Source organism: Streptomyces corchorusii (genome assembly GCF_001514055.1).
Lineage (GTDB): Bacteria > Actinomycetota > Actinomycetes > Streptomycetales > Streptomycetaceae > Streptomyces > Streptomyces olivaceoviridis.
In genome coordinates, this window is record NZ_KQ948356.1 from 305553 (window position 1) to 329701 (window position 24149).

At 72.5% G+C, this 24149-nt stretch carries 18 protein-coding genes; 10 read left to right on the forward strand and 8 right to left on the reverse strand.

Going from position 1 to position 24149, the window contains the following annotated elements; genetic code table 11:
* Positions 1–294: 294 nt before the first annotated feature.
* Entirely contained in the window at positions 295–1635 is a 1341-nt protein-coding gene (locus AQJ11_RS16925) for an aminotransferase-like domain-containing protein (protein WP_059263616.1), read from the reverse strand.
* Positions 1636–1723: 88 nt separating this feature from the next.
* Between AQJ11_RS16925 and AQJ11_RS16930 the strand changes: the two genes are divergently transcribed.
* The 6 genes from AQJ11_RS16930 (at position 1724) to AQJ11_RS16955 (ending at position 9867) form a co-directional block, all read left to right on the forward strand.
* Positions 1724–2506, forward strand: a complete 783-nt coding sequence (locus AQJ11_RS16930) for an alpha/beta fold hydrolase (RefSeq protein WP_058081209.1) — start codon at positions 1724–1726, stop codon at positions 2504–2506.
* 17 nt (positions 2507–2523) lie between these two features.
* The gene (locus AQJ11_RS16935; protein ID WP_059263617.1) at positions 2524–3492 is read left to right on the forward strand and encodes an endonuclease/exonuclease/phosphatase family protein; all 969 of its coding nucleotides are present in this window, start codon (positions 2524–2526) and stop codon (positions 3490–3492) included.
* Positions 3493–3554: 62 nt separating this feature from the next.
* On the forward strand, positions 3555–5498 hold the full coding sequence (locus AQJ11_RS16940) for an FUSC family protein (RefSeq protein WP_059263618.1): 1944 nt from the start codon (positions 3555–3557) through the stop codon (positions 5496–5498).
* Positions 5499–5582: 84 nt separating this feature from the next.
* Positions 5583–7280 carry a VWA domain-containing protein gene (locus tag AQJ11_RS16945; protein ID WP_208616538.1) on the forward strand — a complete coding sequence of 566 codons (1698 nt, stop codon included), beginning with the start codon at positions 5583–5585 and terminating at the stop codon, positions 7278–7280.
* An 89-nt stretch (positions 7281–7369) separates the two neighbouring features.
* Positions 7370–8986, forward strand: a complete 1617-nt coding sequence (gene metG / locus AQJ11_RS16950) for a methionine--tRNA ligase (RefSeq protein WP_058081208.1) — start codon at positions 7370–7372, stop codon at positions 8984–8986.
* A gap of 188 nt (positions 8987–9174) precedes the next feature.
* Positions 9175–9867, forward strand: a complete 693-nt coding sequence (locus AQJ11_RS16955) for a nucleotidyl transferase AbiEii/AbiGii toxin family protein (RefSeq protein WP_058081207.1) — start codon at positions 9175–9177, stop codon at positions 9865–9867.
* A gap of 174 nt (positions 9868–10041) precedes the next feature.
* On the opposite strand, the gene aspS is transcribed toward AQJ11_RS16955, so the two are convergent.
* Positions 10042–11805, reverse strand: a complete 1764-nt coding sequence (gene aspS / locus AQJ11_RS16960) for an aspartate--tRNA ligase (protein WP_014673860.1) — start codon at positions 11803–11805, stop codon at positions 10042–10044.
* Positions 11806–11967: 162 nt separating this feature from the next.
* Here aspS and AQJ11_RS16965 point away from each other — a divergent pair, with 162 nt between their 5' ends.
* The gene (locus AQJ11_RS16965) at positions 11968–14118 is read left to right on the forward strand and encodes a SpoIIE family protein phosphatase (protein ID WP_059263619.1); all 2151 of its coding nucleotides are present in this window, start codon (positions 11968–11970) and stop codon (positions 14116–14118) included.
* Here the strand turns inward: AQJ11_RS16965 and AQJ11_RS16970 are convergent.
* The 4 genes from AQJ11_RS16970 to AQJ11_RS16985 form a co-directional block, all read right to left on the reverse strand.
* Positions 14070–15134: an AI-2E family transporter gene (locus AQJ11_RS16970; RefSeq protein WP_058081204.1), complete on the reverse strand. Its 1065-nt coding sequence runs from the start codon at positions 15132–15134 to the stop codon at positions 14070–14072. The two genes, AQJ11_RS16965 and AQJ11_RS16970, sit on opposite strands and share 49 nt — an antisense overlap.
* Positions 15135–15292: 158 nt before the next feature.
* Complete coding sequence (locus tag AQJ11_RS16975) at positions 15293–16264, reverse strand: pirin family protein (RefSeq protein ID WP_014673857.1); 972 nt, start codon at positions 16262–16264, stop codon at positions 15293–15295.
* Positions 16265–16419: 155 nt separating this feature from the next.
* Positions 16420–16893, reverse strand: coding sequence for an SseB family protein (locus AQJ11_RS16980; RefSeq protein ID WP_041665374.1), 474 nt, complete (start codon positions 16891–16893; stop codon positions 16420–16422).
* A gap of 39 nt (positions 16894–16932) precedes the next feature.
* Positions 16933–17361 carry a BP74-related protein gene (locus AQJ11_RS16985; RefSeq protein WP_058081203.1) on the reverse strand — a complete coding sequence of 143 codons (429 nt, stop codon included), beginning with the start codon at positions 17359–17361 and terminating at the stop codon, positions 16933–16935.
* Between the two features lie 263 nt (positions 17362–17624).
* Between AQJ11_RS16985 and AQJ11_RS16990 the strand changes: the two genes are divergently transcribed.
* The 3 genes from AQJ11_RS16990 (at position 17625) to AQJ11_RS17000 (ending at position 21213) form a co-directional block, all read left to right on the forward strand.
* On the forward strand, positions 17625–19451 hold the full coding sequence (locus AQJ11_RS16990; protein ID WP_014673854.1) for an acyl-CoA dehydrogenase: 1827 nt from the start codon (positions 17625–17627) through the stop codon (positions 19449–19451).
* A gap of 97 nt (positions 19452–19548) precedes the next feature.
* Positions 19549–20895: a M18 family aminopeptidase gene (locus tag AQJ11_RS16995; RefSeq protein WP_078611782.1), complete on the forward strand. Its 1347-nt coding sequence runs from the start codon at positions 19549–19551 to the stop codon at positions 20893–20895.
* A 66-nt stretch (positions 20896–20961) separates the two neighbouring features.
* The gene (locus tag AQJ11_RS17000) at positions 20962–21213 is read left to right on the forward strand and encodes a DUF6458 family protein (RefSeq protein ID WP_014673852.1); all 252 of its coding nucleotides are present in this window, start codon (positions 20962–20964) and stop codon (positions 21211–21213) included.
* 68 nt (positions 21214–21281) lie between these two features.
* Here the strand turns inward: AQJ11_RS17000 and AQJ11_RS17005 are convergent, their stop codons facing one another.
* Together AQJ11_RS17005 and AQJ11_RS17010 are read right to left on the reverse strand one after the other, a co-directional pair.
* Positions 21282–23117: a thioredoxin-like domain-containing protein gene (locus AQJ11_RS17005; RefSeq protein ID WP_059263620.1), complete on the reverse strand. Its 1836-nt coding sequence runs from the start codon at positions 23115–23117 to the stop codon at positions 21282–21284.
* Positions 23118–23208: 91 nt separating this feature from the next.
* A complete protein-coding gene (locus AQJ11_RS17010) occupies positions 23209–24066 on the reverse strand; it encodes a calcium-binding protein (RefSeq protein ID WP_059263621.1) in 858 nt (285 codons plus the stop codon).
* Positions 24067–24149 lie beyond the last annotated feature (83 nt).

Consider the following 24149-nt stretch of genomic DNA (forward strand, 5'->3'; position numbering starts at 1 on the left):
AGGCCACTGACCGGCACCGCACCCCGCGCACCACTCCCAGGCCGCTGACCGGCACCCGGCACACCCTCACTGGCCGACTGCCTCGCCCCGCGCCACGGCGGCGACCCTCACCGACGTCCGCCCCGACCACCCCACCGACCCGAGCCCGAACCCGACCGGCGCCCAAGCCCGACCCCAACCGGCGCCCGCGCCCCGGCCTCCGCCTGCCCGGCGCCCCGCGCACCACTCCCAGGCCGCTGACCGCCACTGCACCCCACACACCACCCCCGGCGCTGACCGGCACCCGGCACACCCTCACCGTCCGGCTGCCTCGCCCCGCGCCACGGCGGCGAGCGTCTCCAGGGCCCGTGCCAGGCGGCTCTCCGACACCGACCCGAGTCCGAGCCTGACCGCGTCCGGTGTCCGGCTCGGGTCGACGCAGAAGGCCGTACCCGGGGTGACGGCGATGCCGTGTTTCCGTGCCGCGGCCGTGAAGGTGTCCGCCCGCCAGGGCGCGGGCAGTTCCCACCAGGCGAAGTAGGCGGCCGGGTCGGACCGTACGGCGAACCCGGCCAGCTTCTCGGCGACCAGCCGCTGCCGGCGTCGCGCGTCCTGCCGTTTGGCGGCCACCAGCCGGTCCACGGTGCCGTCGCCGAGCCAGCGCACGGCCGCCTCCAGCGCGAAGGACCCGGCGCTCCACCCGCCGGAGCGGACGGCCCGCGCCACCGCCTCCACGCGGTCCTCCGGCACGACGGCGAAGCCGACGGTGAGTCCGGGGGCGACCCGCTTGGACAGGCTGTCGACGAGGTGGACCAGGCCGGGCGCGAGCGCGGCGAGCGGGGGCGTGCCGCCGGTGTCCAGGAAGGCCCAGATCCGGTCCTCCACCACCGGTGTCCCCAGCCTGTGGACACAGTCGGCCAGCTCCCGCAGCCGCCCGGCGCCGATCGTGCGCGAGGTCGGGTTGTGCAGGGCCGGCTGGAGGTAGAGCGCGGACAGCGGAGCGCCGCGGTGGGCGGCGGCCACCGCCTCCGGCAGCGGTCCCTCCGCGTCCGCGGCGAGCGGCACGAGGACCAGCCCGAGGCGCGCCGCGATCTCCTTGACCAGCGGATACGTCAACGGCTCCACCCCGACCCGGCCGCCGGGCCGGACCAGCGCGGCGAGGGTGGCGGCGATGGCCTGGCGGGCGTTGCCGGTGAACAGGATCCGCTCCGGCCCGGCCCGCAGCCCGCTCCCGGCGAGCAGGGCGGCGACCGCCTCCCGGGCCGCGGGGGTGCCCGCCGCCGGGGCCGGCCGCAGCGCCTGGCCGAGCGCGTCCGGCCGCAGCAGCGACGTCAGGGCCGGGGCCAGCAGCTCGGCCTGGCCCGGCACGGAGGGGTAGTTCAGCTCCAGGTTGACGAGCGGGGCGCCGGCCGCCTCGGTCAGGGCGATCCCCGGCTGCCCGTCCGGCGCGGTCGCCCGCACGAACGTGCCCCGCCCGACCTCGCCCACCACCAGCCCCCGGCGCACGAGTTCGGCGTACACCCGCCCGGCCGTCGACGGCGCGATGCCACGGCGGCGCGCGAACACCCGCTGGGGCGGCAGCCGTTGGCCGGGCCGCAGCCGCCCGCCGGTGATGTCGGCGGCGATCCGGTCGGCGATGCCCCGGTAGTCGTCCACAACTCCCCCTGTCCCCGGACCGGTTGGATTGCACCGAGGGCAAAGATCTTATTGCACCGAGCGAGGGCGGCGCCCTAGGGTCGTTGCCATGCCCCCCTTCCTCGCATTCGAGGACAAAGACCCCGGAATCTCCTCCCGGGTCCCCCTCGTCCTCGTCCACGGCCACCCCTTCGACCGCACGATGTGGCAGCCGCAGCTCACCGAGTTCGCCGCGACCCGCCGGGTGATCGCCCCCGACCTGCGCGGCTACGGCGCCTCCCCCGTGACCCCGGGCAAGGTCCCGCTCGCCCGCCACGCCCAGGACATCACCGACCTCCTGGACCACCTGGGCGTGGACGCCTTCGTCCTCGCCGGCCTGTCCATGGGCGGCCAGATCGCCATGGAGTGCGCCGCCCGCTCCGGCGACCGGATCCGGGGCCTCGTCCTCGCCGACACCTTCCCCGAGGCCGAGACCCCCGAGGGCCGGCGGGGCCGCGAGGCCATGGCCGACCGGCTGCTCGCCGAGGGCATGCGCGGCTACGCCGACGAGGTGCTGGAGAAGATGGTCGCCCCCTACGCCGACCCCGAGGTCAAGGCCCATGTGCACCGCATGATGACGGCCACCTCCCCGCAGGGCGCCGCCGCAGCGCTGCGCGGCCGGGCCGAGCGCCCCGACTACCGGGCCCTGCTGGCGACGCTGCCCGTGCCCGCCCTCGTCCTGGTCGGCGCCGACGACACCTACACCCCGGTCGCCGGTGCGGAGGCGATGCACGCGTCCCTCCCCGACTCCGTCCTGCACGTCGTCGAGGGCGCCGCCCATCTGCCCAACCTGGAACGCCCCGAGGAGTTCAACCGCGCACTGGCGCAATTCCTGGCGCGGCTGGACGGCTGAAACGTAGGCTCGCTCGCGTGACCCAGCACTCCGGACGCGGGCCCGGCGCCTGGTGCGCCGGGCTGCTGCTCGCCGGGGTGAGCGTGGTCGTCGGCTGCCGGGTCGCCGACACCGACGGCATCACCCCCGTGCCCCAGCTGCTCGCCTTCCTGCCCTGGCTGCTCGCACCGGCCGGCTTCGCGCTGCTGTGCGCGCTGCTCGCCCGCTGGTGGCCGGGCCTGGTCTGGGGGGTCGCCATCCTCGGCCTGCTCGCCTGGTACCTGGAGCCGTACGGCAAGACCGCCGAGCCCGGCGGGCCGCCCCTAGCCCGGCTCCGCGTGCTCACCGCCAACGTCGAGTCCGGCCGCGGCACGCCCGCCCTGGTCCCTCTCCTGCGCGACCGGCGGCCGGACGTGGTCCTCGTCCAGGAGTGCACCTCCGGCTGCCGGGCCGCCCTGGAAGGGGACTTCGGAAGCGTCTACCCGCACCGCCGGGCCGTCGAGGAGGACGGCTCCAAGGGCTCCCTCATCCTGAGCCGCTTCCCGCTCGGTCCCGCCGCGGGCGTCCGCGGCACGCTGGGCATGCCCGGCGCCGTGGCCGACGTGCGCGGACACGCCGTACGCCTCCAGCTCGTCCACACCGTGCCCCCGCTGCCGGACCAGGTGGGCCCGTGGCGCCGCGAACTCGCCCGGCTCCGCGCCTTCGCCGCCGCCCACGACGACGGCCCCCTGGTCCTCGCCGGGGACTTCAACGCCTCCCAGGACCACGCGGCCTTCCGGCGCGTCCTCGACACCGGTCTCACCGACGCGGCCCGCCTCGCCGGCCACGACCGCACCCCGACCTGGCCGTCCCGCACCGCCTCCGTCATCGGCGCCCAGATCGACCACGTGCTGGTGTCCCGGGACTTCACCGCCACCGGCGCCCGCTTCCCGCGCGTGTCCGGCACCGACCACCGCGCCCTCGTCGTGGACCTCGCCCTGCACCCACGGGACCGGACCGTGCGCTGACGGAACCGGACTCTGCACGCTCGGGCCTGACCCGAATGGATCAACCCGGCGATAATGGGCGCATGTCGCGAGAGTTCCCCCTCAGCCTCACCCCTCCCGACTGGCTGGTCCGGAACCTCAAACCCCAGCAGGCCCCCGTCAACGGGGCCGCCGTGGCCCGCGCCGCCCTCGCCATGGCCCTCCCGCTGGCGCTCGGCCTCGCCGCCGGCCGCCCGGCCTACGGCGCCCTCGCCTCCATGGGCGCCCTGTCCGGCGTCATCGGCGACACCGCCGACGCCTACCGCATGCGCGTCCTCAACATCGCCGTACCGCAGTTCTTCGGCGCGGTCGGCGTGACCCTGGGCACCCTGGTGTACGGGCACGGCTGGTACGCGGTGGCCGCGGTCACCGGCGTCGCCCTGGTCTCCGGCATGATCTCCACGATCGGCGCGGTCGCCTCGGTCTCCGGCCTGGTCCTGCTGCTGAACTGCGTGGTGGGCGCGGGACTCCCGCTCCCCTCCCCCTGGTGGCTCGCCCCGGCCCTGCTGACCGGCGGCGGCCTCCTCGTCCTCGCCTTCGGGCTGCTGGCCTGGCCGCTGCGCGCGGGCGTGCCCGAACGGGCCGCGGTCGCGGCCACCTACCGCACGGTCGCCATCCTCCTCGCCACCGCCGGCACCGACCGCACCGAGGAGTACGAGGCGGCCCGCCGCACCGTCACCCACTCCCTGAACCAGTCGTACGACCTGATCCTGGCCCGGCGCGCCCGCCACCACGGCCGCAGCCCGGACCTCACCCGCCTCCTCGCCCAGCTGAACGCGATCACCCCGGTGATCGAGGCGGCCCCGGCGGCCCACCTGGCGGCCCGCCCGCTCCCCCCGGAGATTCCGGAAGCCTTCCGCCACCTGGCCGACGCCGTCGCCACCGGGGCGAGCACCCTCCCGCCCCTGCACCTTCCCGTGCCCACCACGGAGACGGCACGGGCGGTGGACCACGCCCTGCGCCACACCGCCGAGGTCGTCACCGCCCCCGACGTGGACCCCCGGGGCATCGACGACCGCCTGGGCCGGCCGGCCGCCCTCGGCATCCGCACCGCCCGCGCGGCCCGCAACGTCGTGCTGTCCGCCAACTCCTGGCGCTACGGCGTACGGCTCGCCGTCTGCATCGGCATCGCGCAGGCCCTGGTCTCCCTGATCCCCGTCCCGCGCTCCTACTGGGTCGCCCTGACCATCACCTTCGTCCTCAAGCCCGACTTCGGCTCGGTCTTCTCCCGCGCGCTGCTGCGCGCGCTCGGCACGGTGGCCGGTCTGCTGATCGCGGCGGTGGTGCTGGCCGAGGTCCCGCTCGGCTGGTGGGACGTCCCCGTCCTCTTCCTCCTGGCCCCCCTCATCCCGGCCCTCACCCCCCGGGGCTACGGCTACCAGACGGCCGCCATCACCCCGGTGATCCTCATCCTGTCCGACGTCCTCAACCACCAGGGCACGGCCCTGCTGGTGCCCCGGCTGGCCGACTCCCTCCTGGGCTGCGCCATCGCCCTGACCGCCGGCTACCTCCTGTGGCCCGAGAGCTGGCACACCCGGGTCGGCGACCGCCTCGCCGACGCGGTGGCCGACACGGCGGCGTACGTCGAGGCCGCCTTCGGCCCGCACGCCGACCCGTCCGCCCGGGCCCGCATGCGCCGCCGCCTCTACCGCGACCTGTCCGTCATCCGGACGGAGTTCCAGCGGGCCCTGACCGAACCCCCGCCGACCGGCCGGCGCGCCGCCGCGTGGTGGCCGCTGGTCGTCGCCGTGGAACGGATCGTGGACGCCACGACGGCCGCCCGCGTCCGTGTCCGCCACGGGGCGGCGGCGCCCTCCACGGCGGAGATCACCCAGGTCACCCTGCAACTGCGGGAACTGGCGGAGGGCGTACGGAACGCGGAGACCCTCATCGCCGTCCGCACCGACCTGACCGGCCCGGCGGGCAGTGTCCTGGAGCCCCTGCGTCAGGAGGTCGCGGCGGCCCGCTCGATCACGTCCCCGCGCTGACCGCCCCCGTAATCCGGGGCCGCTAACCTTACGTGTCCGTCCTGGCCAGGGATTGACGGCTACACCTCACGAAGGGTTGCGCACATGGGCATTCTCACTCTCCTGCGGAACGCGTTCGGCCGCTCACGCAAAGCACGAGCCACCGAGCCGGAGGGTGCGACCGAGACCCCCGCGCACTCCCCGTCGGTCCCGGAACCCCGCCACACCCCCACCGAGGAACCCGAACCGGTGGCGGCGGCCGAGGAACACGAGCTGGTGGCAGCGGCTTTCGACAAGGTGAAGACCGCCCCTGCCGAGCCGGCGAACCCGGTGACGGCCGAGGAGGAGATCCCCGAAGCGCCCACCCCCGCCCAAACCGAGACCAAGCCCGACCAGCAGCCCCCGGCCGAGGCGGAAGAGAAGACCCCACCGACAACTCCGACGAAACCCGAGCCGAAGCCCGAGGAGACGACCGAGGAACCCGAGCCGAAGCCCGAGGAGACGACCGAGGAACCCGAGCCGAAGGCCGAGGGAACGACCGAGGAGCCCGAGCCCGAGTCGGCGACCGAGGAGTCGGAGCTGAAGGCCGAGTCGACGGCCGAGGAGCCGGAGCCCGAGCCCGAGTCGGCGGTCGAGGAGCCCGAGCCGAAGGTCGAGGGGACGACCGAGGAACCCGAGCCCGAGCAGCCGACCGAGGAGACCGAGCCCGAGTCGGCGGTCGGCACGGAGAAGACCGAGCCGGAGGCGGAGGCAGAACCGGCGACCGTGCCGGAGGCGGACGCGGAACCGGTGATCGAGCCGGAGGCGGAGGTTGCCGCTCCGGTGAAGGCTGAGGCGGAGCCGGAGGCGGACGCGGAAGCGGAGGCCGACGAAGCGACCGTAACCGCCGAGGCGACCACCGCCCCGCAGGCCGCCGACGGCGAGGAAGCCCCCCAGGGGCCACCCGCAGCCGACGACGAAAGCCGCACGGGTGGTGCGGGTGGGAACCCGGACGCCGAAGGCGAAGCCGAGGCGGACCCGCAGCCGGCACCGGCACCGCAGGCAACCCGCGAACCCGAGACCGACCCACAACCTGCACCGGCACCCGCACCCGCACCCGCACCGGAGGAACCCGCCGAGACGGAGCCCAAGCCCCAGCCGGCCACCCCGCTCACCCGGGTACGGAACCGCGCCCCGTCCCTCACCACCGCCTACAAGGCCGCCACGACCACCCTCAAGAAGACCGACCTCACCGGCACCCGCGCCAAGGTCTACCTCGTCCTCGACCGCTCCGCGAGCATGCGGCCGTACTACAAGGACGGCTCCGCCCAGGCCCTCGCCGACCAGACCCTCGCCCTCGCCGCCCACCTCGACCCCGAGGCCGCGGTCCACGTCGTCTTCTTCTCCACGGAGGTCGACGGCACCACCGACCTCACCCTCGCCCCGGACCACGAGACGAAGATCGACGACGTCCACGCCGGCCTCGGCCGCATGGGCCGTACCAGCTACCACGCCGCCGTACAGGCCGTCGTAGCGCACTACGAGGAGCACGCCGCGCCCGGCACCCCCGCCCTGGTCGTGTTCCAGACCGACGGCGCCCCGGACGCCAAGACCCCCGCCACCCAGTCGCTCACCGAGGCCGCCACCCGGCGCCCCGCCCTCTTCTTCTCCTTCGTCGCCTTCGGTGACCACGACAACAAGGCCTTCGACTACCTCCGCAAGCTGAAGACCGGCAACACGTCCTTCTTCCACGCGGGCCCGACCCCGCGCGAGCTCACCGACACGGAGCTCTACGAGGGCGTACTGGCCACCTGGCGCCCGTGAGCCCGTGAGCCCGACCGGGGGGTGGACACCCGTCCACCCCCCGAAACACATGTGAGTCGATCTTCGGCGGGCCAGTAGGATTTCGACTTATGGCGGCCACTGGATCCGAGAAGCAGGGTGGCAAGGCGTACTACGTCTCCACCCCCATCTACTACGTCAACGACGCTCCTCACCTGGGCCACGCCTACACGACCGTCGCAGGCGACGTGCTCACCCGCTGGCACCGTCAGCGCGGCGAGAAGGTGTGGTACCTCACCGGCACGGACGAGCACGGTCAGAAGATCATGCGCACGGCCGAGGCGAACGGGGTCACGCCCCAGCAGTGGGCGGACAAGCTCGTCACCGAGGCCTGGAAGCCTCTCTGGGAGCACCTGGAGATCGCGAACGACGACTTCATCCGCACCACGCAGAAGCGGCACACCGACCGCGTCCAGGAATTCGTCCAGGACCTGTACGACAAGGGCGAGATCTACAAGGGCGGCTACGAGGGCCCGTACTGCGTCGGCTGCGAGGAGTACAAGCTCCCCGGCGAACTGCTCGACGGCGAGGGCGAGTACGCGGGCCAGAAGCTGTGCCCGATCCACAAGAAGCCGGTGGAGATCCTCAGCGAGGAGAACTACTTCTTCAAGCTGAGCGAGTACACCGACAAGCTCCTCGCCCACTACGAGGCCAACCCGGGCTTCATCCAGCCCGAGTCCGCGCGCAACGAGGTCGTGAACTTCGTCCGCCAGGGCCTCCAGGACCTCTCCATCTCCCGCTCGACCTTCGACTGGGGCATCCCGATCCCCTGGGACGACAAGCACGTGATCTACGTGTGGGTCGACGCGCTGCTCAACTACGCCACGGCGGTCGGCTACAACGAGAACCAGGAGAAGTTCGAGGCCACGTTCCCCGCCGACGTCCACCTGGTCGGCAAGGACATCCTCCGCTTCCACGCGGTGATCTGGCCCGCCATGCTGATGGCGCAGGGCCTGCCGCTCCCCGGCAGGATCGCGGCCAACGGCTGGCTGATGGTCGGCGGCGAGAAGATGTCGAAGTCGAACCTGACCGGCATCAAGCCGCAGGACCTCACCTCGCACTTCGGCGTGGACGCCTACCGCTGGTACTTCCTGCGGGCCATCGCCTTCGGCCAGGACGGCTCCTTCTCCTGGGAGGACTTCTCCGCCCGGTACACCTCCGAGCTGGCCAACGACTTCGGCAACCTCGCCTCCCGCGTGGCCGCCATGGTCGGCAAGTACTTCGGCGGCACGCTGCCGGCGTCGGCCGCCGACGGCGAGGCGGAGAAGGCGATCCACGACGGCCTGGCCAAGGCCGTGGCCGAGGCGGACCGCCGCATCGGCGAGGAGCTGGACTTCCAGGGCGGCATCCTGGCCGTCTTCGACTTCGTCAAGCAGGTCAACGGCTACATCACGGAGCAGGAGCCGTGGAAGGTGGCCAAGGACGAGTCCGAGGAGGGCAGGGCCCGCCTCGCGACGATCCTCTACACGGCCGCGGAAGCCCTCCGCGCGGTGGCCGTGCTGCTGAACCCGGTCATGCCGCAGACCTCCCAGAAGCTCTGGGAGTCCCTGGGCGCGGAGGCCGGCCTCGGCGCCCTGGCCGGGCAGCGGATCCAGGACGCGGGCGAGTGGGGCAAGCTGCCCGCGGGTTCCACGGTCACCAAGGGCGCGGTCCTCTTCCCGCGCCTTGAGGAGAAGCCGGCCGCCTGAGCCGTGGCACGAGCGGAAGGGCCCGGGAAGCGCGCGCTTCCCGGGCCCTTCCGGCGGTGGGAGGGAGCTGCCACGGAGGATTCCTCAGGGATCTGCCGTACGCGCCTTACGCCTCCTCAGTGGCCGCCGCGGCGGGGAAAGTTGCCGCTCGTCGCGCATGAGCGGCCGGAAGCCGGAAAGATCTTGGTGTGGACATCCCCGAACCCCATCGCCGGCTCCTCGCGGACGTCGTCGCCGTGGGCGGCCCGTACGGTCTGGTCCTGGCCGGCGGCTACGCCCTCCAGGCGCACGGACTGCTCCGCCGCCCGCACGCCGACCTGGACTTCGCCACCGAGAGCGCCGAGGCCATCGAGCACATCGCCGGTGCCGTCGGCGCGGCCCTGGAGGCGCGGGGGCGGCGGGTGCGGACCGGCGCGGTCACCGCGCGCACCGCACAGCTGACGGTCACGGACCCGCCGACCGGCGAGCCGTGCGCGCTCGCGCTGCACAAGGAGGCGTTCTGGCAGCCGCCGGAACTGACCGGGTACGGCCCGGCGCTCTCCCTGGCGGACGCCGTCGGCACGAAGATCCGCGCCCTGTACGACCGGGGCGCCGCCGTCGACCTCATCGACGCGCAGGCCGCGGCGGCCCGGTTCCCCCTGCCCGCCCTGGAGGAACTGGGCCGCCGGCACGCCCATGACCCGTTCGACCTGCCGACCCTCCAGTCCCGGCTGACGGGCACGGACTTCTACTCCGACAGGGACTTCCTCCGCCACGGCCTGGACGAGGCCGCCGTCGCCGCCCTGCGCGCCTGGGCCCAGCACTGGTCCGACGACATCGCCGAGCGGCTGCTGGAGGAGGGCGCGTCCCCGGACACCGAGACCGACGAGCAGGGCGGGTGAGCCGGATCAGCCGCCCTCGTACCCGGTGTCCGTCCCGGGCCGTCGACGTGGGCTCCGCGTCGACCACCTTGAGGGGACGGAAGCTGTCACCGGGCCCGGAGACGGCTGTGCGCGCCGATCGTCGAGAGCGAGTCAGGACGGATCGGCGCGCACGGCCGGGGGTCTCTCGGTCGCTTACTTCGGCTGCGGCTTCCGGATGGTCAGGTGCAGCTCGCGCAGGCGGGACTCGTCCAGCTCGGTCGGGGCGCCCATCATCAGGTCCTGGGCGTTGCCGTTGAGCGGGAAGGCGATCGTCTCGCGGATGTTGGGCTCGTCCGCGAGGAGCATGACGATCCGGTCCACACCCGGGGCGATGCCACCGTGCGGCGGGGCGCCGAAGCGGAACGCGCGCAGCATGCCCGCGAACTTCTCCTCGACGGTCTCCCGGTCGTAGCCCGCGATCTCGAAGGCCTTGAGCATGATCTCCGGGTCGTGGTTCCGGATCGCGCCGGAGGACAGCTCGACGCCGTTGCAGACGATGTCGTACTGCCAGCCCAGGACGTCCAGCGGGTCCTGGGTCTGGAGGGCTTCCAGGCCGCCCTGCGGCATCGAGAAGGGGTTGTGGGAGAAGTCGATCCCGCCGGTCTCCTCGTCCTTCTCGTACATCGGGAAGTCGACGATCCAGCAGAAACGGAACACGCCGTCCTCGAAGTGGCCGGCGCGCTTGGCCGCCTCCACACGGACCGCGCCCATGATCTTCGAGACCTCGTCGTACTCGCCGGCGCCGAAGAAGACGGCGTGGCCGGGGGCCAGGGAGAGACGCTTGGTCAGCTCGGCGACGTTCGCCTCGGTGAGGAACTTCGCGATCGGGCCGGAGAGCGAGCCGTCCTCGGCCACGCGCACCCAGGCCAGGCCCTTGGCGCCCTGCTCGACGGCGTACTCACCGAGCTGGTCGAAGAACTTGCGGGGCTGCGCGGAGACGTCCGGCACCGGCAGCGCGCGCACGTGCTTGCCCGCGAAGGCCTTGAACTCCGAGCCCTCGAAGACGTCGGTGATGTCGACCAGCTCCAGCTTGGCGCGCAGGTCCGGCTTGTCCGAGCCGTACTTCAGCATCGCCTCGCGGAACGGGATGCGGGGGAACGGAGAGGTGACGTGACGGCCGCCTCCGAACTCCTCGAACAGCTCCGTCATGAGCTTCTCGATCGGCTGGAAGACGTCCTCCTGCTCGACGAAGCTCATCTCGACATCGAGCTGGTAGAACTCGCCGGGCGAGCGGTCGGCGCGGGCGTCCTCGTCGCGGAAGCAGGGCGCGATCTGGAAGTAGCGGTCGAAGCCGGAGATCATCAGCAGCTGCTTGAACTGCTGCGGGGCCTGCGGCAGCGCGTAGAACTTGCCCGGGTGCACCCGGGAGGGGACCACGTAGTCGCGGGCGCCCTCGGGGGAGGTGGCGGACAGGATCGGCGTCGCCATCTCGTTGAAGCCCATCGCCGCCATCTTCTGGCGGATCGCGGAGATCACGGACGTGCGCAGCATGATGTTGCGGTGCATGCGCTCGCGGCGCAGGTCCAGGAAGCGGTACTCCAGGCGCCGCTCCTCGTTGACCCCGTCCTCGGTGTTGATGGTGAAGGGCAGGGGCTGCGCCGCGCCGAGCAGCTCGACCTCGGCGACCTCGACCTCGATCTCGCCGGTGGGCAGGTCGGGGTTCACGTTCTCGGTTCCACGTGAAACAACGCGGCCGTCGACACGGACCGAGGACTCCTTGGAGATCTTGTCCAGGGCCTCGTACGCCGGGGTGCCCGGGCGCGCGACCAGCTGCGTGATGCCGTAGTGGTCACGGAGATCGATGAAGAGGATGCCGCCCAGGTCGCGCCGATTGTGCAGCCAGCCACTCAGCCGGACGTCGGTGCCGACGTCAGAGGCGCGGAGCTGGCCGCAGGTGTGGGACCTGTACCGATGCATCGTCGTTCATCCAGTCTTTGCGGATCGGGTGTCGCCAGGCGGGTACGGCCTAGGCCATCCCAAGGGTACCGGGCACCCCAAGATCGGCTCCCACCATTACCGCCCGTACCGCTCGCCCTCCTACGGTGGCAGGCTTCGTACACCTCTCCATAAAGTGGGGCAATGCGCACAGGTGAGCCGCTGCCGTCCGTGGAGGACGTCCTCGCCGCCCTCGCGACCGGGCTCTGGCACTGGGACACGGACACCGGGCTGGTCACCGTGGACGCGGAGGCGGCGCGGCTGCTCGGCCTGCCAGCGGAGCCGGCCACCCTCACGGAGGCGCAGACCCGGGCCCGCTTCCACCCGGTCGACTGGAACGAGATCACCGGCGTGGTGCGGCTGGCCGTCGCCGAGGGCACCCTCGCCGAGGTGCGCATCCGGATCATGGACGGGGACGGCAACATCCTGCGGGTCGTGCGCAGCCGGTCGAAGCCGACCTTCGACCCCGAGCGGCACACGTACGAGCTGATCGGCACCCTCCAGGAGGTGACCGAGCCGACCCCGGGCACGGCGGCCGGCCGCAGCGCGGTCACCGGGGACTGGCGGCGCTCCCGGGAGGCGTTCCTGCTGGACGCGGGCCGGGCGCTGGCGGAGGCCCGGTCCACGGCGGAGGTGCTGCGGGTCGCGGGCGCCCTGTCGATGCCGGGGTTCTCGCCGGACGGGCTCGTGGTGTTCGGCGTCGAGGGCGACTGGCTGACGGTCACCGGGCAGCACGGGCACACCCCCGCCGACATGGGCCCCTTCTCGAACATGCCGCTGGCCACCGACTATCCGGCGGCCGAGGTCGTCCGCACCGGCCGTGCGGTGTACCTGTCCTCGCCCGAGGAGTACCGGGACCGCTACCCGGCGACCTGGCCGCTCGCCCGGCACTTCGGGCGCCGCTCCTGGGCGTTCCTGCCCCTGACGGCGGGCGGGCGCACGATGGGCGCCTGGATGGCCGCCTTCACCTATCCGGTGGCGTTCACCCCGGACGAGCGCGCGGTGCTGACGACGGTCGCCCGGATGCTCGCCCAGGCGCTGTCCCGGGCCGGTGCCGCCGAGTCCGCGCGGGAGCTGACGGAGGGCCTCCAGCGCTCCATGCTGCCGTCGCTCGGCCCCGAGGTCCCCGGGATGCGGGTGGCCGCCCGGTACATCCCGACCGGCGGCGGACTCCAGGTCGGCGGCGACTGGTACGACATGATCCCGCTGCCCTCCGGCCGCTTCGCCCTGGTCATCGGGGACGTCCAGGGCCATGACGTGCGCGCGGCCGGCCTGATGGGCCAGCTGCGGATCGCGCTGCGCGCCTACGCCTCCGAGGGGCACCGCCCGGACGCGGTCCTCACCCGCGCCTCCCGCTTCCTGCACGGCCTCACCCAGGACGCCGGGGAGGACGCGCTGACCGACCTCCGCTTCGCGACCTGCCTGTACGTGGAGGCAGATCCGCCGACCGGCCGGCTGGAGATCGCCCGCGCCGGGCATCCCGACCCGGTGATCCGGATGACGGACGGCACGGTGATGACGCGGCCGACGGCGGGCGGGCTGCCGCTGGGCCTCGACCCGGACGCCGACTACCCGACGACCCGGTTCACGCTCGAACCCGGTGAGACGCTGATGCTGTGCACCGACGGCCTGATCGAGACCGGCGGGCACGACATGGAGAGCGGCTGGCGCCGGCTGCGGGCGATCCTGGAGGACCACGAGGGCGACCTGGAGTCGCTGGCCGACGCGCTGGTGCAGGGGGTGCACGGGCCGTCCTCGCACCACACCACCGGCCCGCTGGCCGACCGCCGCGAGGACGACATCGCGCTGTTGCTGCTGTGCCGGCCGGGGGAGGGCCGCGAGCGCGGCGGCACCGTCGCGGTACGGCCGGCGGTGCGGCGCACGCTGCTGTCGGTGGCGCAGGACGAGCCGGAGCGTATCGCCGAGGCCCGCCAGCACCTGCGCGGGCTGCTGCACGACTGGGCGTCGGCCGAGCAGGTGGACTCGGCGGTGCTGCTGGTCTCGGAGATGGTCACCAACGTGCTGGTGCACACGGACGCCGACGCGCTGCTGCTCGCGGAGGTCATGGGCGAGGGCACCGGGCGGCGGCTGCGGGTGGAGGTCTTCGACACCGGCGACGACCTCCCGCACAAGCGCCGCCCCGGTGAACTGGCCTCCTCCGGGCGCGGCCTGATGCTGATCGAACTCCTCGCGGACGGCTGGGGGGTGGACCCGCGGGGCGAGGGCAAGAGCATCTGGTTCGAGCTCTACGAACCGGGGGGCTCCGGGGCCGGGGCGTCGGAGGAGGTGGCCTGACGCCCCCGCAGCTCCTGGACGGCCCCGAAGGCCGCCGCGGTCAGCGGGACGGCGAGGAGCATGCCGAGGACGCCCGCCACGGAGGCGCCCGCGGTGATCGTCACCATCACCACGGCCGGGTGCATCTGCACGGTCCGGCTCTGGATCACCGGTTGCAGCACATGCCCCTCCAGCACCTGCACCGCGAGCACCACCCCGAGCACCCACAGGGCGATGACGAAGCCCCGGTCGGCGAGGGCGACCAGCACGGCCACCGCGCCGGAGAGGAAGGCGCCGAGGTAGGGGATGTAGGCGCCGACGAAGACGAGCGCGCCGAGCCCGATCGCACCGGGCACCCGCAGGATCAGCAGGCCGACCGTGATGCACAGGGCGTCGATGAGCGCGATGAAGGTCGTGCCGCGCATGAAGCCCTCCACCGCGGCGAAGGACCGCCGGGCGATGGCCTCCAGGAGCTCGGCGCTGCCGCCGGGCGCGAGCGAGCGCAGGCCGGCCACGGCGCGGTGGGAGTCGCGCAGGAAGAAGAAGACGAGCAGCAGGGCGAGCACGGCCATGGCGATGGACTCGGCGACGACGCTGACGCCGCTGATGACGTTGGACGCGGCGGTGCCGCCGAACTTGCCCAGCAGCTGCCGGGCGTTGGCGGCGAGGTCGTCCAGACTCGTCCCGGCGGCGCCGAAGTGCCGTGCGACCCCCTTGGCCGCGCGCCGCAGCGAGGCGAGGATCTCCGCGCCGGTGTCCACGAGCGCGGCGACGACGATGTACACGGCGCCGCCGACGACGGCCACGACGGCGACGCAGGTGAGCCCGGCCGCCACCGACGCCTGCACCCCCGCCCGCACGAGCTGCCGGTACAGCGGCCCGAGCAGCGCGGTCCCGAGCAGGGCGAGCAGCACCGGTGTGACGGCCGTGCGGAACTCCGCGCACAGCCGCACCCCGACCCATCCGACCCCGGCGGCGAGCAGCAGCACGACGCACCAGGCGGCGAACCGGCGGACGGCGTCAGGGAGGAACTGCACGCGTCCAGCGGATCACGGGGCACCGGGAACTGTCCTGTGACACGGGTCCGGGCGGGTGAGAAGACGCCGACCCCGGCCGGTGTGCGGCCGGGGTCGTGAGGGGGAGCCGGCGGCGCCCGGCGGGTCGTCCGCGGGGCGCCGCCTTCGCCGGGGAGCGGTCAGATGCCGCCCTCGGTCATCCCGTGGACCGCCGGGATGGTGCCGAGCCGGCCCTTCTGGAAGTCCTCGAAGGCCTGCATCAGTTCGTCCTTGGTGTTCATGACGAACGGGCCGTAGTGGGCCATCGGCTCCCGGATGGGCTGTCCGCCGAGGAGGACGACCTCCAGGTCCGGGGTGTGCGAGTCCTGCTTCTCGTCCGCGCGGACGGTGAGCGAGGAGCCGGCGCCGAAGACGGCCGTCTGGCCCAGGTGGATCGGGCGGCGCTCCGCGCCGACGCTGCCGCGGCCCGCGAGGACGTACGCCAGACCGTTGAAGTCCTCCCGCCACGGCAGGGTGATCTCCGCGCCCGGGGCGACGGTCGCGTGGATCATCGTGATCGGGGTGTGGGTGATGCCGGGGCCCTGGTGGCCGTCCAGCTCGCCGGCGATGACCCGCAGCAGCGCGCCGCCGTCGGGGGTGGTGAGCAGCTGGACGTTGCCGCCGCGGATGTCCTGGTAGCGCGGGGCCATCATCTTATCCTTGGCGGGGAGGTTCACCCACAGCTGGAGCCCGTGGAAGAGGCCGCCGGACACGACGAGGGACTCCGGCGGGGCCTCGATGTGCAGCAGGCCCGCACCCGCGGTCATCCACTGGGTGTCGCCGTTGGTGATGGTGCCGCCGCCGCCGTTGCTGTCCTGGTGGTCGAAGACGCCGTCGATGATGTAGGTGACGGTCTCGAAGCCGCGGTGCGGGTGCCAGGGCGTGCCCTTGGGCTCGCCCGGCGCGTACTCCACCTCACCCATCTGGTCCATCATGATGAACGGGTCGAGGTGGCGGTAGTTGATCCCCGCGAACGCCCGGCGCACCGGGAAGCCCTCGCCCTCGTAACCGCTCGGAGCGGTCGTGACGGTGAGCACGCGGCGGGCCACGGCGTCGGCGGGAGCGGTCACACGGGGCAGCGTCAACGGGTTCTCGACGGTCACTGCAGGCATGGTGGGTACCTCCTTGGTACGCCCACTTTAGTTGAGCGTTGAACTTCTTGCCACCCAGAACAGAGAAAGCCCGGAGGGAATTCCCTCCGGGCTCCCGGTGCGCGGGCGCGCGGATCGACCGCCGTCCGCGCGGCGGTGGCGTCTGGCGGTGGCGTCTAGCCGTACATGCGGCGCATCGCGAAGTCGACCATCTGCTCGACGGCCTTCGCGTCGAAGACCATCCGGTGCTCGCCCTCCATGTCCAGCACGAAGCCGTAGCCGGTCGGGAGCAGATCGATCACCTCGGCGCCGGTGATGACGAAGTACTTGGACTCCTTGCCGGCGTACCGGCGCAGCTCCTTCAGCGAGGTGAACATCGGGATCACCGGCTGCTGGGTGTTGTGCAGCGCCAGGAAGCCGGGGGTGTCGCCGCGCGGGCAGTACACCTTCGACGTGGCGAAGATCTGCTGGAAGTCCTCGGCGGACATCTGCCCGGTCGTGAAGGCGCGCACCGCGTCCGCGAGCGAGGGCGGCGACGGCTCGGGGTACAGCGGCGGCTGCTGCCCGTACCCGCCGGCCATCGGCTGCTGCGGCGGGGCGTACTGCTGCTGGGCACCGCCCCCGTCCATGGGCTGGCCGTATCCGTACATGGGGAGAAGCGTACCGAGCCGCCCCGCCGCCCGGACGGCCTACGGGGCCAAAACCTCACGGGTCAGCCGGGACGTCCAGGGACACCAGTAGAGCCCGGGCAGGAAGGCGCCGCCCGCCTCGTCCAGATGGTCCTCGACATAGGGGAGGGTGGCGTCGCAGACCTCGATGGCGGCGTCGAAGAAGTCGACGGTGTCCGGGTTGTAGTGGAAGGACCACCGCGGGTTGTACGGCGCCTGACGCTTGACGATCCGCCCGATGAGGTGGGGGCGTTCGTTCGTCACGCCGCTGAGCAGGTCCCGGGCGTGCTGGATCTTGGCCGGGTCGTCGATCCGGACGATCGCCCGCTCGTGGGTGATGTCGGTGAACTCGAAGTAGGCCGGGTCCGCCGCCTGGGAGGGGTGGGCGAGTCCGACGGTGAGCATCGTCGCCGCAGCCAGCCCGCCGAGCCTGGTCAGGAGTCGTCGCATGAGTGCCTCCGTGCACGAGAAGGGATCCGTCCGTCACTGAACGTAGCGAATGCGTTACATATCGCGCTCTAAACGGAGGCATGGATTCACCCGGACGACCGAAGCGCACAGGGGCACCCGAGGCGCACTTGAGACGCGTCACAGATGACCGGTTCGGGGTTGCTTCTTATTACCGGCGGGTAGCATCATCGGAGCTACTTGTTGGTACGTGAACTAGGTGCGAGGAGCAAGTGCCTCGCCGATCCCTCTACGGAGCCGTCGCCATGGGGCACTACAAGTCGAATCTCCGCGACATCGAGTTCAACCTCTTCGAAGTACTGGGGCGCGACAAGGTGTACGGCACCGGCCCGTTCGAGGAGATGGACGTCGAGACCGCCAAGAGCGTCCTGGAGGAGCTGACCCGCCTCTCAGAGAACGAGCTGGCCGAGTCCTTCGCCGACGCCGACCGCAACCCGCCGGTCTTCGACCCGGAGACCAACACCGCGCCCGTTCCGGCGTCCTTCAAGAAGAGCTACCAGGCCTTCATGGACTCCGAGTACTGGCGGCTCGGCCTGCCCGAGGAGATCGGCGGCACCACCTCGCCGCGCTCCCTGATCTGGGCCTACGCCGAGCTGATCCTGGGCGCCAACCCGGCCGTGTGGATGTACTCCTCCGGCCCCGCGTTCGCCGGCATCCTCTTCGAGGAGGGCAACGAGGTCCAGAAGCACATCGCCAAGATCGCCGTCGAGAAGCAGTGGGGCTCGACGATGGTCCTCACCGAGCCCGACGCGGGCTCGGACGTGGGCGCCGGCCGCACCAAGGCCGTGCAGCAGGAGGACGGCTCCTGGCACATCGAGGGCGTGAAGCGCTTCATCACCTCCGGTGAGCACGACATGTCGGAGAACATCCTCCACTACGTGCTCGCGCGTCCCGAGGGCGCCGGCCCCGGCACCAAGGGCCTGTCCCTCTTCCTCGTCCCGAAGTACACCTTCGACTTCGAGACCGGCGAGCTGGGCGAGCGCAACGGCGTCTACGCGACCAACGTCGAGCACAAGATGGGCCTGAAGGCCTCCAACACGTGCGAGATGACCTTCGGCGACAAGCACCCCGCCAAGGGCTGGCTGATCGGCGACAAGCACGACGGCATCCGCCAGATGTTCCGCATCATCGAGTTCGCCCGCATGATGGTCGGCACGAAGGCGATCTCCACGCTCTCCACCGGCTACCTCAACGCGCTGGAGTACGCCAAGGAGCGCGTCCAGGGCCCGGACCTGGCCAATTTCATGGACAAGACCGCGCCCAAGGTCACCATCACCCACCACCCCGACGTGCGCCGCTCGCTGATGACGCAGAAGGCGTACGCGGAGGGCATGCGCGCCCTCGTCCTCCACACCGCCTCGGTCCAGGACACGATCCAGATCAAGGAGGCGAACGGCGAGGACGCCTCCGCCGAGCACGCGCTGAACGACCTGCTGCTGCCCATCGTCAAGGGCTACGGCTCCGAGAAGGGCTACGAGCAGCTCGCCCAGTCGCTCCAGACCTTCGGCGGCTCCGGCTTCCTCCAGGAGTACCCGATCGAGCAGTACATCCGGGACTCCAAGATCGACACCCTGTACGAGGGCACCACGGCGATCCAGGGCCAGGACTTCTTCTTCCGGAAGATCGTCCGCAACCAGGGCGCCGCGCTGAACTCCCTCGCCGAGGACATCAAGAAGTTCCTGGCCCTCGGCACCGGCGGCGAGGAGCTGGCCGGCGCCCGCGAGCACCTGGCCAAGGCGGCCGTGGAGCTGGAGGCGATCGTCGGCCTGATGCTGACCGACCTCGCCGCCACCGAGCAGGACACCAGGAACATCTACAAGGTCGGCCTGAACACCACCCGCCTGCTGATGGCCTCCGGTGACGTCGTCGTCGGCTACCTGCTCCTGCGGGGCGCCGCGGTCGCCGCCGAGAAGCTGGCCACGGCCTCGGCGAAGGACAAGGCGTTCTACACCGGCAAGATCGCCGCGGCGAAGTTCTTCGCGGCGAACGTCCTGCCGGGCGTCACCCTCGCCCGCAAGGTCGCCGCGGGCGTCGAGCTGGACCTGATGGAACTGGACGAGGCGGCGTTCTAACCCGCACGTCCGGACGTTCCGGACGACCCCGTCGATTCCTCGCACGGGCCCGCTCCTTACCGGGAGCGGGCCCGTGCACGTCGTTAAGGTGAATCCCATGAGCGCACCAGCCCGCCCGTCATCCGCCGCCGCCCCTCCCGGGAGCGCTTCGCGCGCGCCTCTCACCTTCGACCGCGGCCACACCGACGACCTGATGTCCTTCCTGGCGGCGAGCCCGACGCCGTACCACGCCGTGGCGAACGCCGCCGCACGGCTGGAGAAGGCGGGCTTCCGGCAGGTGGCGGAGACGGACGCCTGGGACGGGACGTACGGCGGCAAGTACGTGCTGCGCGGCGGCGCGATCGTGGCCTGGTACGTGCCCGAGGGCGCCGAGCCGCACACCCCCTTCCACATCGTCGGCGCGCACACCGACTCCCCGAACCTCAGGGTCAAGCCGCGCCCGGACAGCGGCGCGCACGGCTGGCGGCAGGTCGCCGTCGAGATCTACGGCGGCCCGCTGCTGAACTCCTGGCTGGACCGGGATCTCGGCCTGGCCGGCCGGCTGACCCTGCGCGACGGCTCCTCGGTCCTGGTCGACGTGGACCGGCCGCTGCTGCGGGTGCCGCAGCTCGCCATCCACCTGGACCGTTCGGTCAGCTCGGAGGGGCTCAAGCTGGACAAGCAGCGCCACCTCCAGCCGGTCTGGGGCCTCGGCAACGAGGTGCGGGACGGCGAACTCATCGCCTTCCTGGAGCAGGAGGCCGGGCTGACGTCGGGCTCGGTGGCCGGCTGGGACCTGATGACGTACCCGGTGGAGCCGCCCGCCTACCTCGGCCGGGACCGCGAGCTGGTCGCCGGTCCGCGGATGGACAACCTGCTGTCCGTGCACGCCGGTGTCGCCGCCCTCGTCGCCGCGGCCTCCGGTGCCGCGCTCACCCGCATCCCGGTGCTGGCCGCCTTCGACCACGAGGAGAACGGCTCCCAGTCGGACACCGGCGCGGACGGCCCGCTGCTCGGCACCGTCCTGGAGCGCTCGGTCCTCGCCCGCGGCGGGTCGTTCGAGGACCGGGCCCGCGCCTTCGCCGGAACGGTCGCCCTGTCCTCCGACACGGGCCACGCCGTGCACCCCAACTACGCCGAGCGGCACGACCCGACGCACCACCCGCGGGTCAACGGCGGCCCGATCCTCAAGGTCAACGTCAACAACCGCTACGCCACGGACGGTTCGGGCCGCGCGGTGTTCGCCGCGGCCTGCGAGAAGGCGAACGTCCCCTTCCAGAGCTTCGTCTCCAACAACTCCATGCCGTGCGGCACCACCATCGGCCCGATCACCGCGGCCCGGCACGGCATCCGCACGGTCGACATCGGCGTGGCGATCCTCTCCATGCACAGCGTCCGTGAACTGTGCGGCGCAGACGACCCGTTCCTCCTGGCGAACGCCCTGACCGCCTTCCTGGAGGGCTAGTCGGGGCCTCGCCGGGTACCCGGAGGGCACCGGAGATTCCGGAACCAGAAGGGGAGGCGAGGTCTCATGGGTCTCGGCGGATGCATCATCCTCATCGCCGTGGGGGCCATTCTGACGTTCGCGACCGACTGGCACATGCAGGGCGTCAACCTCACCGTCGTCGGCCTGATCCTGATGGCCGTGGGCCTGATCGGCGTGGCGACGTTCAGCGGAATAGCCCGCCGCCGCCGCGTGGTGGTCCCGCCGACGACACCGGTGGTGGAGGAGGAACCCCGCCACCACCGCGTCGACGGCTACTCCGACGGCTACGGCGTCTGACGGCTGAACCCACCGGCCCGTGAGGTGGGTTCAGCCGTGCCCGGCACCGTGCCCGCCGACCGCGCCGCTCAGCCCTGTCCGGGGGCGGCGTCGTCCATCCCGGCCAGCACCAGGGGCAACCGGTCCGCACCGCCCTCGGTGAGGCGGACCGGGACGCCCCAGTCCTGCTGGTGGACGTGGCAGGCCGGGTACGCGTTGGCCGGATCGTCGTCGCAGGACGCCGCCATCGCGGAGACGTGCAGGACGCCCTCCGTGACGTCCGGGTTCAGTTCCAGGTCGCGGGACAGGTCGGTGTCCGCTCCCTCGCCCTTGAGCAGCAACTCGGGCGGGGTGGCGGAGACCAGCAGCCGGGTCGGGGGGCCGTAGCTGTCGTCGAGCTTCTGGCCGGCCGGGACCTGGAAGATCACGTCCAGGCGCAGCGCGCCGGGGACGACCTCGGTCGCGGCGCGCCGGGTGCGGTGGGCGACCGACTCCACGCGCACCGCCTCCTCCGGCAGCCGCAGCCGGGTCAGCCGGTGCCGGGCCGACTCCACGACCACGATGTCCTCACCGACCAGGACGGCGTCGCTGGGCTCGCGCAGGTCGGTGGCGAGCGTCGTGACCTCGCCGGTCGCCGGGTCGTAGCGGCGCAGGGCGTGGTTGTAGGTGTCGGCGACGGCGACCGAGCCGTCCGGCAGGGCGGTGACGCCCAGCGGGTGCTGGAGCAGGGCCTGGTCGGCGGCGCCGTCCCGGTGGCCGAAGTCGAACAGGCCGGTGCCGACGGCGGTGTGCACCTGCCCGTCGAGGCCGACCCAGCGCAGGGCGCTCGTCTCGGAGTCGGCGAGCCACAGCCGGTCGGCGGTGGCCGCGAGGCCGGAGGGCTGGGCGAACCAGGCCTCGGCCGCGGGCCCGTCCACCAGGCCCTCGTTGGTGGTGCCGGCCGCCACGGCGACCGTGCGCCCGGCCGGGTCGTACGTCCACAGCTGGTGGACGCCCGCCATCGCGATCCACACCTTGCCGCCGAAGACCGCCACGTCCCACGGCGAGGAGAGGTCCACCTCGCGGGCCGGGCCGGAGGTCGCCGAGCCCTGCCACCACTGCTTCCCGGTGCCCGCCAGGGTGGTCACCTCGCCCGTGGCCGGGTCCAGGCGGCGCAGGGCGTGGTTGACGGTGTCGGCGACCACCACCGAGCCGTCGTCGAGGAGGGCGAGGCCCTGCGGCTCGCTGAAGGACGCCTCCCGCGGGCCGCCGTCGGCGAATCCGCGCGTGCCGGAGCCGATGCGCCGTACGACGGTCTCGGCGTCCTCGGCCAGCTCCACCAGCTGGTGCCGGGTGGTGTCGCTGACCAGGAAGGTGCCGGACGGCAGCAGCAGGGCCTTGCCCGGGAAGCGCAGCGCCGTCGGCTCCGGCTCCGGTGCGACGTACGGCCCGTCGCCACGGCGCAGGGTGCCCTTGGCCTCGTGCTCGGCCTCCAGCTCCGTCACCAGCCGCTCGATGGCGTGCACATGCCCCTCGCCCGCGTGCTGCGCGACGACGTACCCCTCGGGGTCGATCACCACGAGCGTCGGCCAGGCACGGACCGCGTACTGCTTCCAGGTGGCCAGCTCGGGGTCGTCCAGGACCGGGTGCGCCACGTCGTAGCGCTCCACGGCGTCCACGACCGCCTGGTGCTCCGCCTCGTGCGCGAACTTCGGCGAGTGCACCCCGATCACCACGAGCGTGTCCCGGTGCTTCTCCTCCAGCTCGCGCAGCTCGTCCAGGACGTGCAGGCAGTTGATGCAGCAGAAGGTCCAGAAGTCCAGGACGACTATGCGTCCGCGCAGGTCGGCGAGGGTGTACTGCTGGTCTCCCGTGTTCAGCCAGCCGCCCTTGCCGGTCAGCTCGGGGGCCCGGACCCGGGCGCGTCGGGGTGCGGAGTCGGTCATGGCTCCAAGAGTGCCACCTGACGCCGACAGCCGTTTCGGGGCCTGTGGAAAAGCCGGGCGCGGGGCGGCCCGCCCGTGACCGGCGCGGCCGTCAGCCCTGGTGGACCACGTTCCGGCCGGGGCCGCCGGAGAGCGTGTCCCGGCCCGGGCCGCCGTAGAGCCTGTCGTTCCCGCTGTTGCCGTACAGCTTGTCGTCGCCGCTGTTGCCGTACAGGACGTCGTCGCCCTTGCCGCCGTACAGGGTGTCGTCGCCGGTGCCGCCGGTGATCGTGTCCTTGCCGTCGTCACCGGCCAGGTCCTGGGCTCCGGCGCCGCCGTGCAGCACGTCGTCGCCCTTGCCGCCCTGCACGATGTTGTCGCCGCCGCTCGCGTTGATCGTGTCGTTCCCGTCGCCGCCCCAGGCCAGGCCCTCCTTGCCGACCGAGAGCCGGTCGTCGCCCGCGTCACCCGAGACGTAGGCGCCGTCGAGGCGGCCGGAGTCGGTCGCCTTGTCGTTGCCGGAGCCCAGGGAGACCTGGGCGTAGTAGTAGATCTGGTCGGTGGCGTTCTTGTACGCGAGGGTGTCGTCGCGGTCGCCGAGGTCCACGATCAGGGCGGCGTACGGGTCCTGGCTGTCGAGCATGGTGACCGTGCAGGAGACCTTCGTGCGGTCCGCGCCGTCCGGGTGGGCGCAGCCGTGGCCCGCCTTGATCGTGACGGTGTCGTCGATCACGTAGGTGATGCCGGTGCGGTCGGCGGTGAGCGACGCGGTGACGGTGGCCTTGTTGGTCTGGCCGGGGGCGGCCTTGTAGGTGAGCTGCCAGTCGTACGGGTTGACCTCGGCGGTGGCGGGCGAGGTGGTCGCCGACGCGGTGCCGGACAGGGCGAACGGCACGGCCAGCGCGGCGGCCGTGCCGACGGCCAGGGCGAACGCGCGGGCGGGCCGGCGGTGGTGGGCGCGAGCGGACATGGCGGACCTCCGGGAGGAACGGGCGGACTGTTCGGCCGGCTTGCGCCGGCTTCCGCACCGTCCGACTCGGGGCTCGTCCCCTT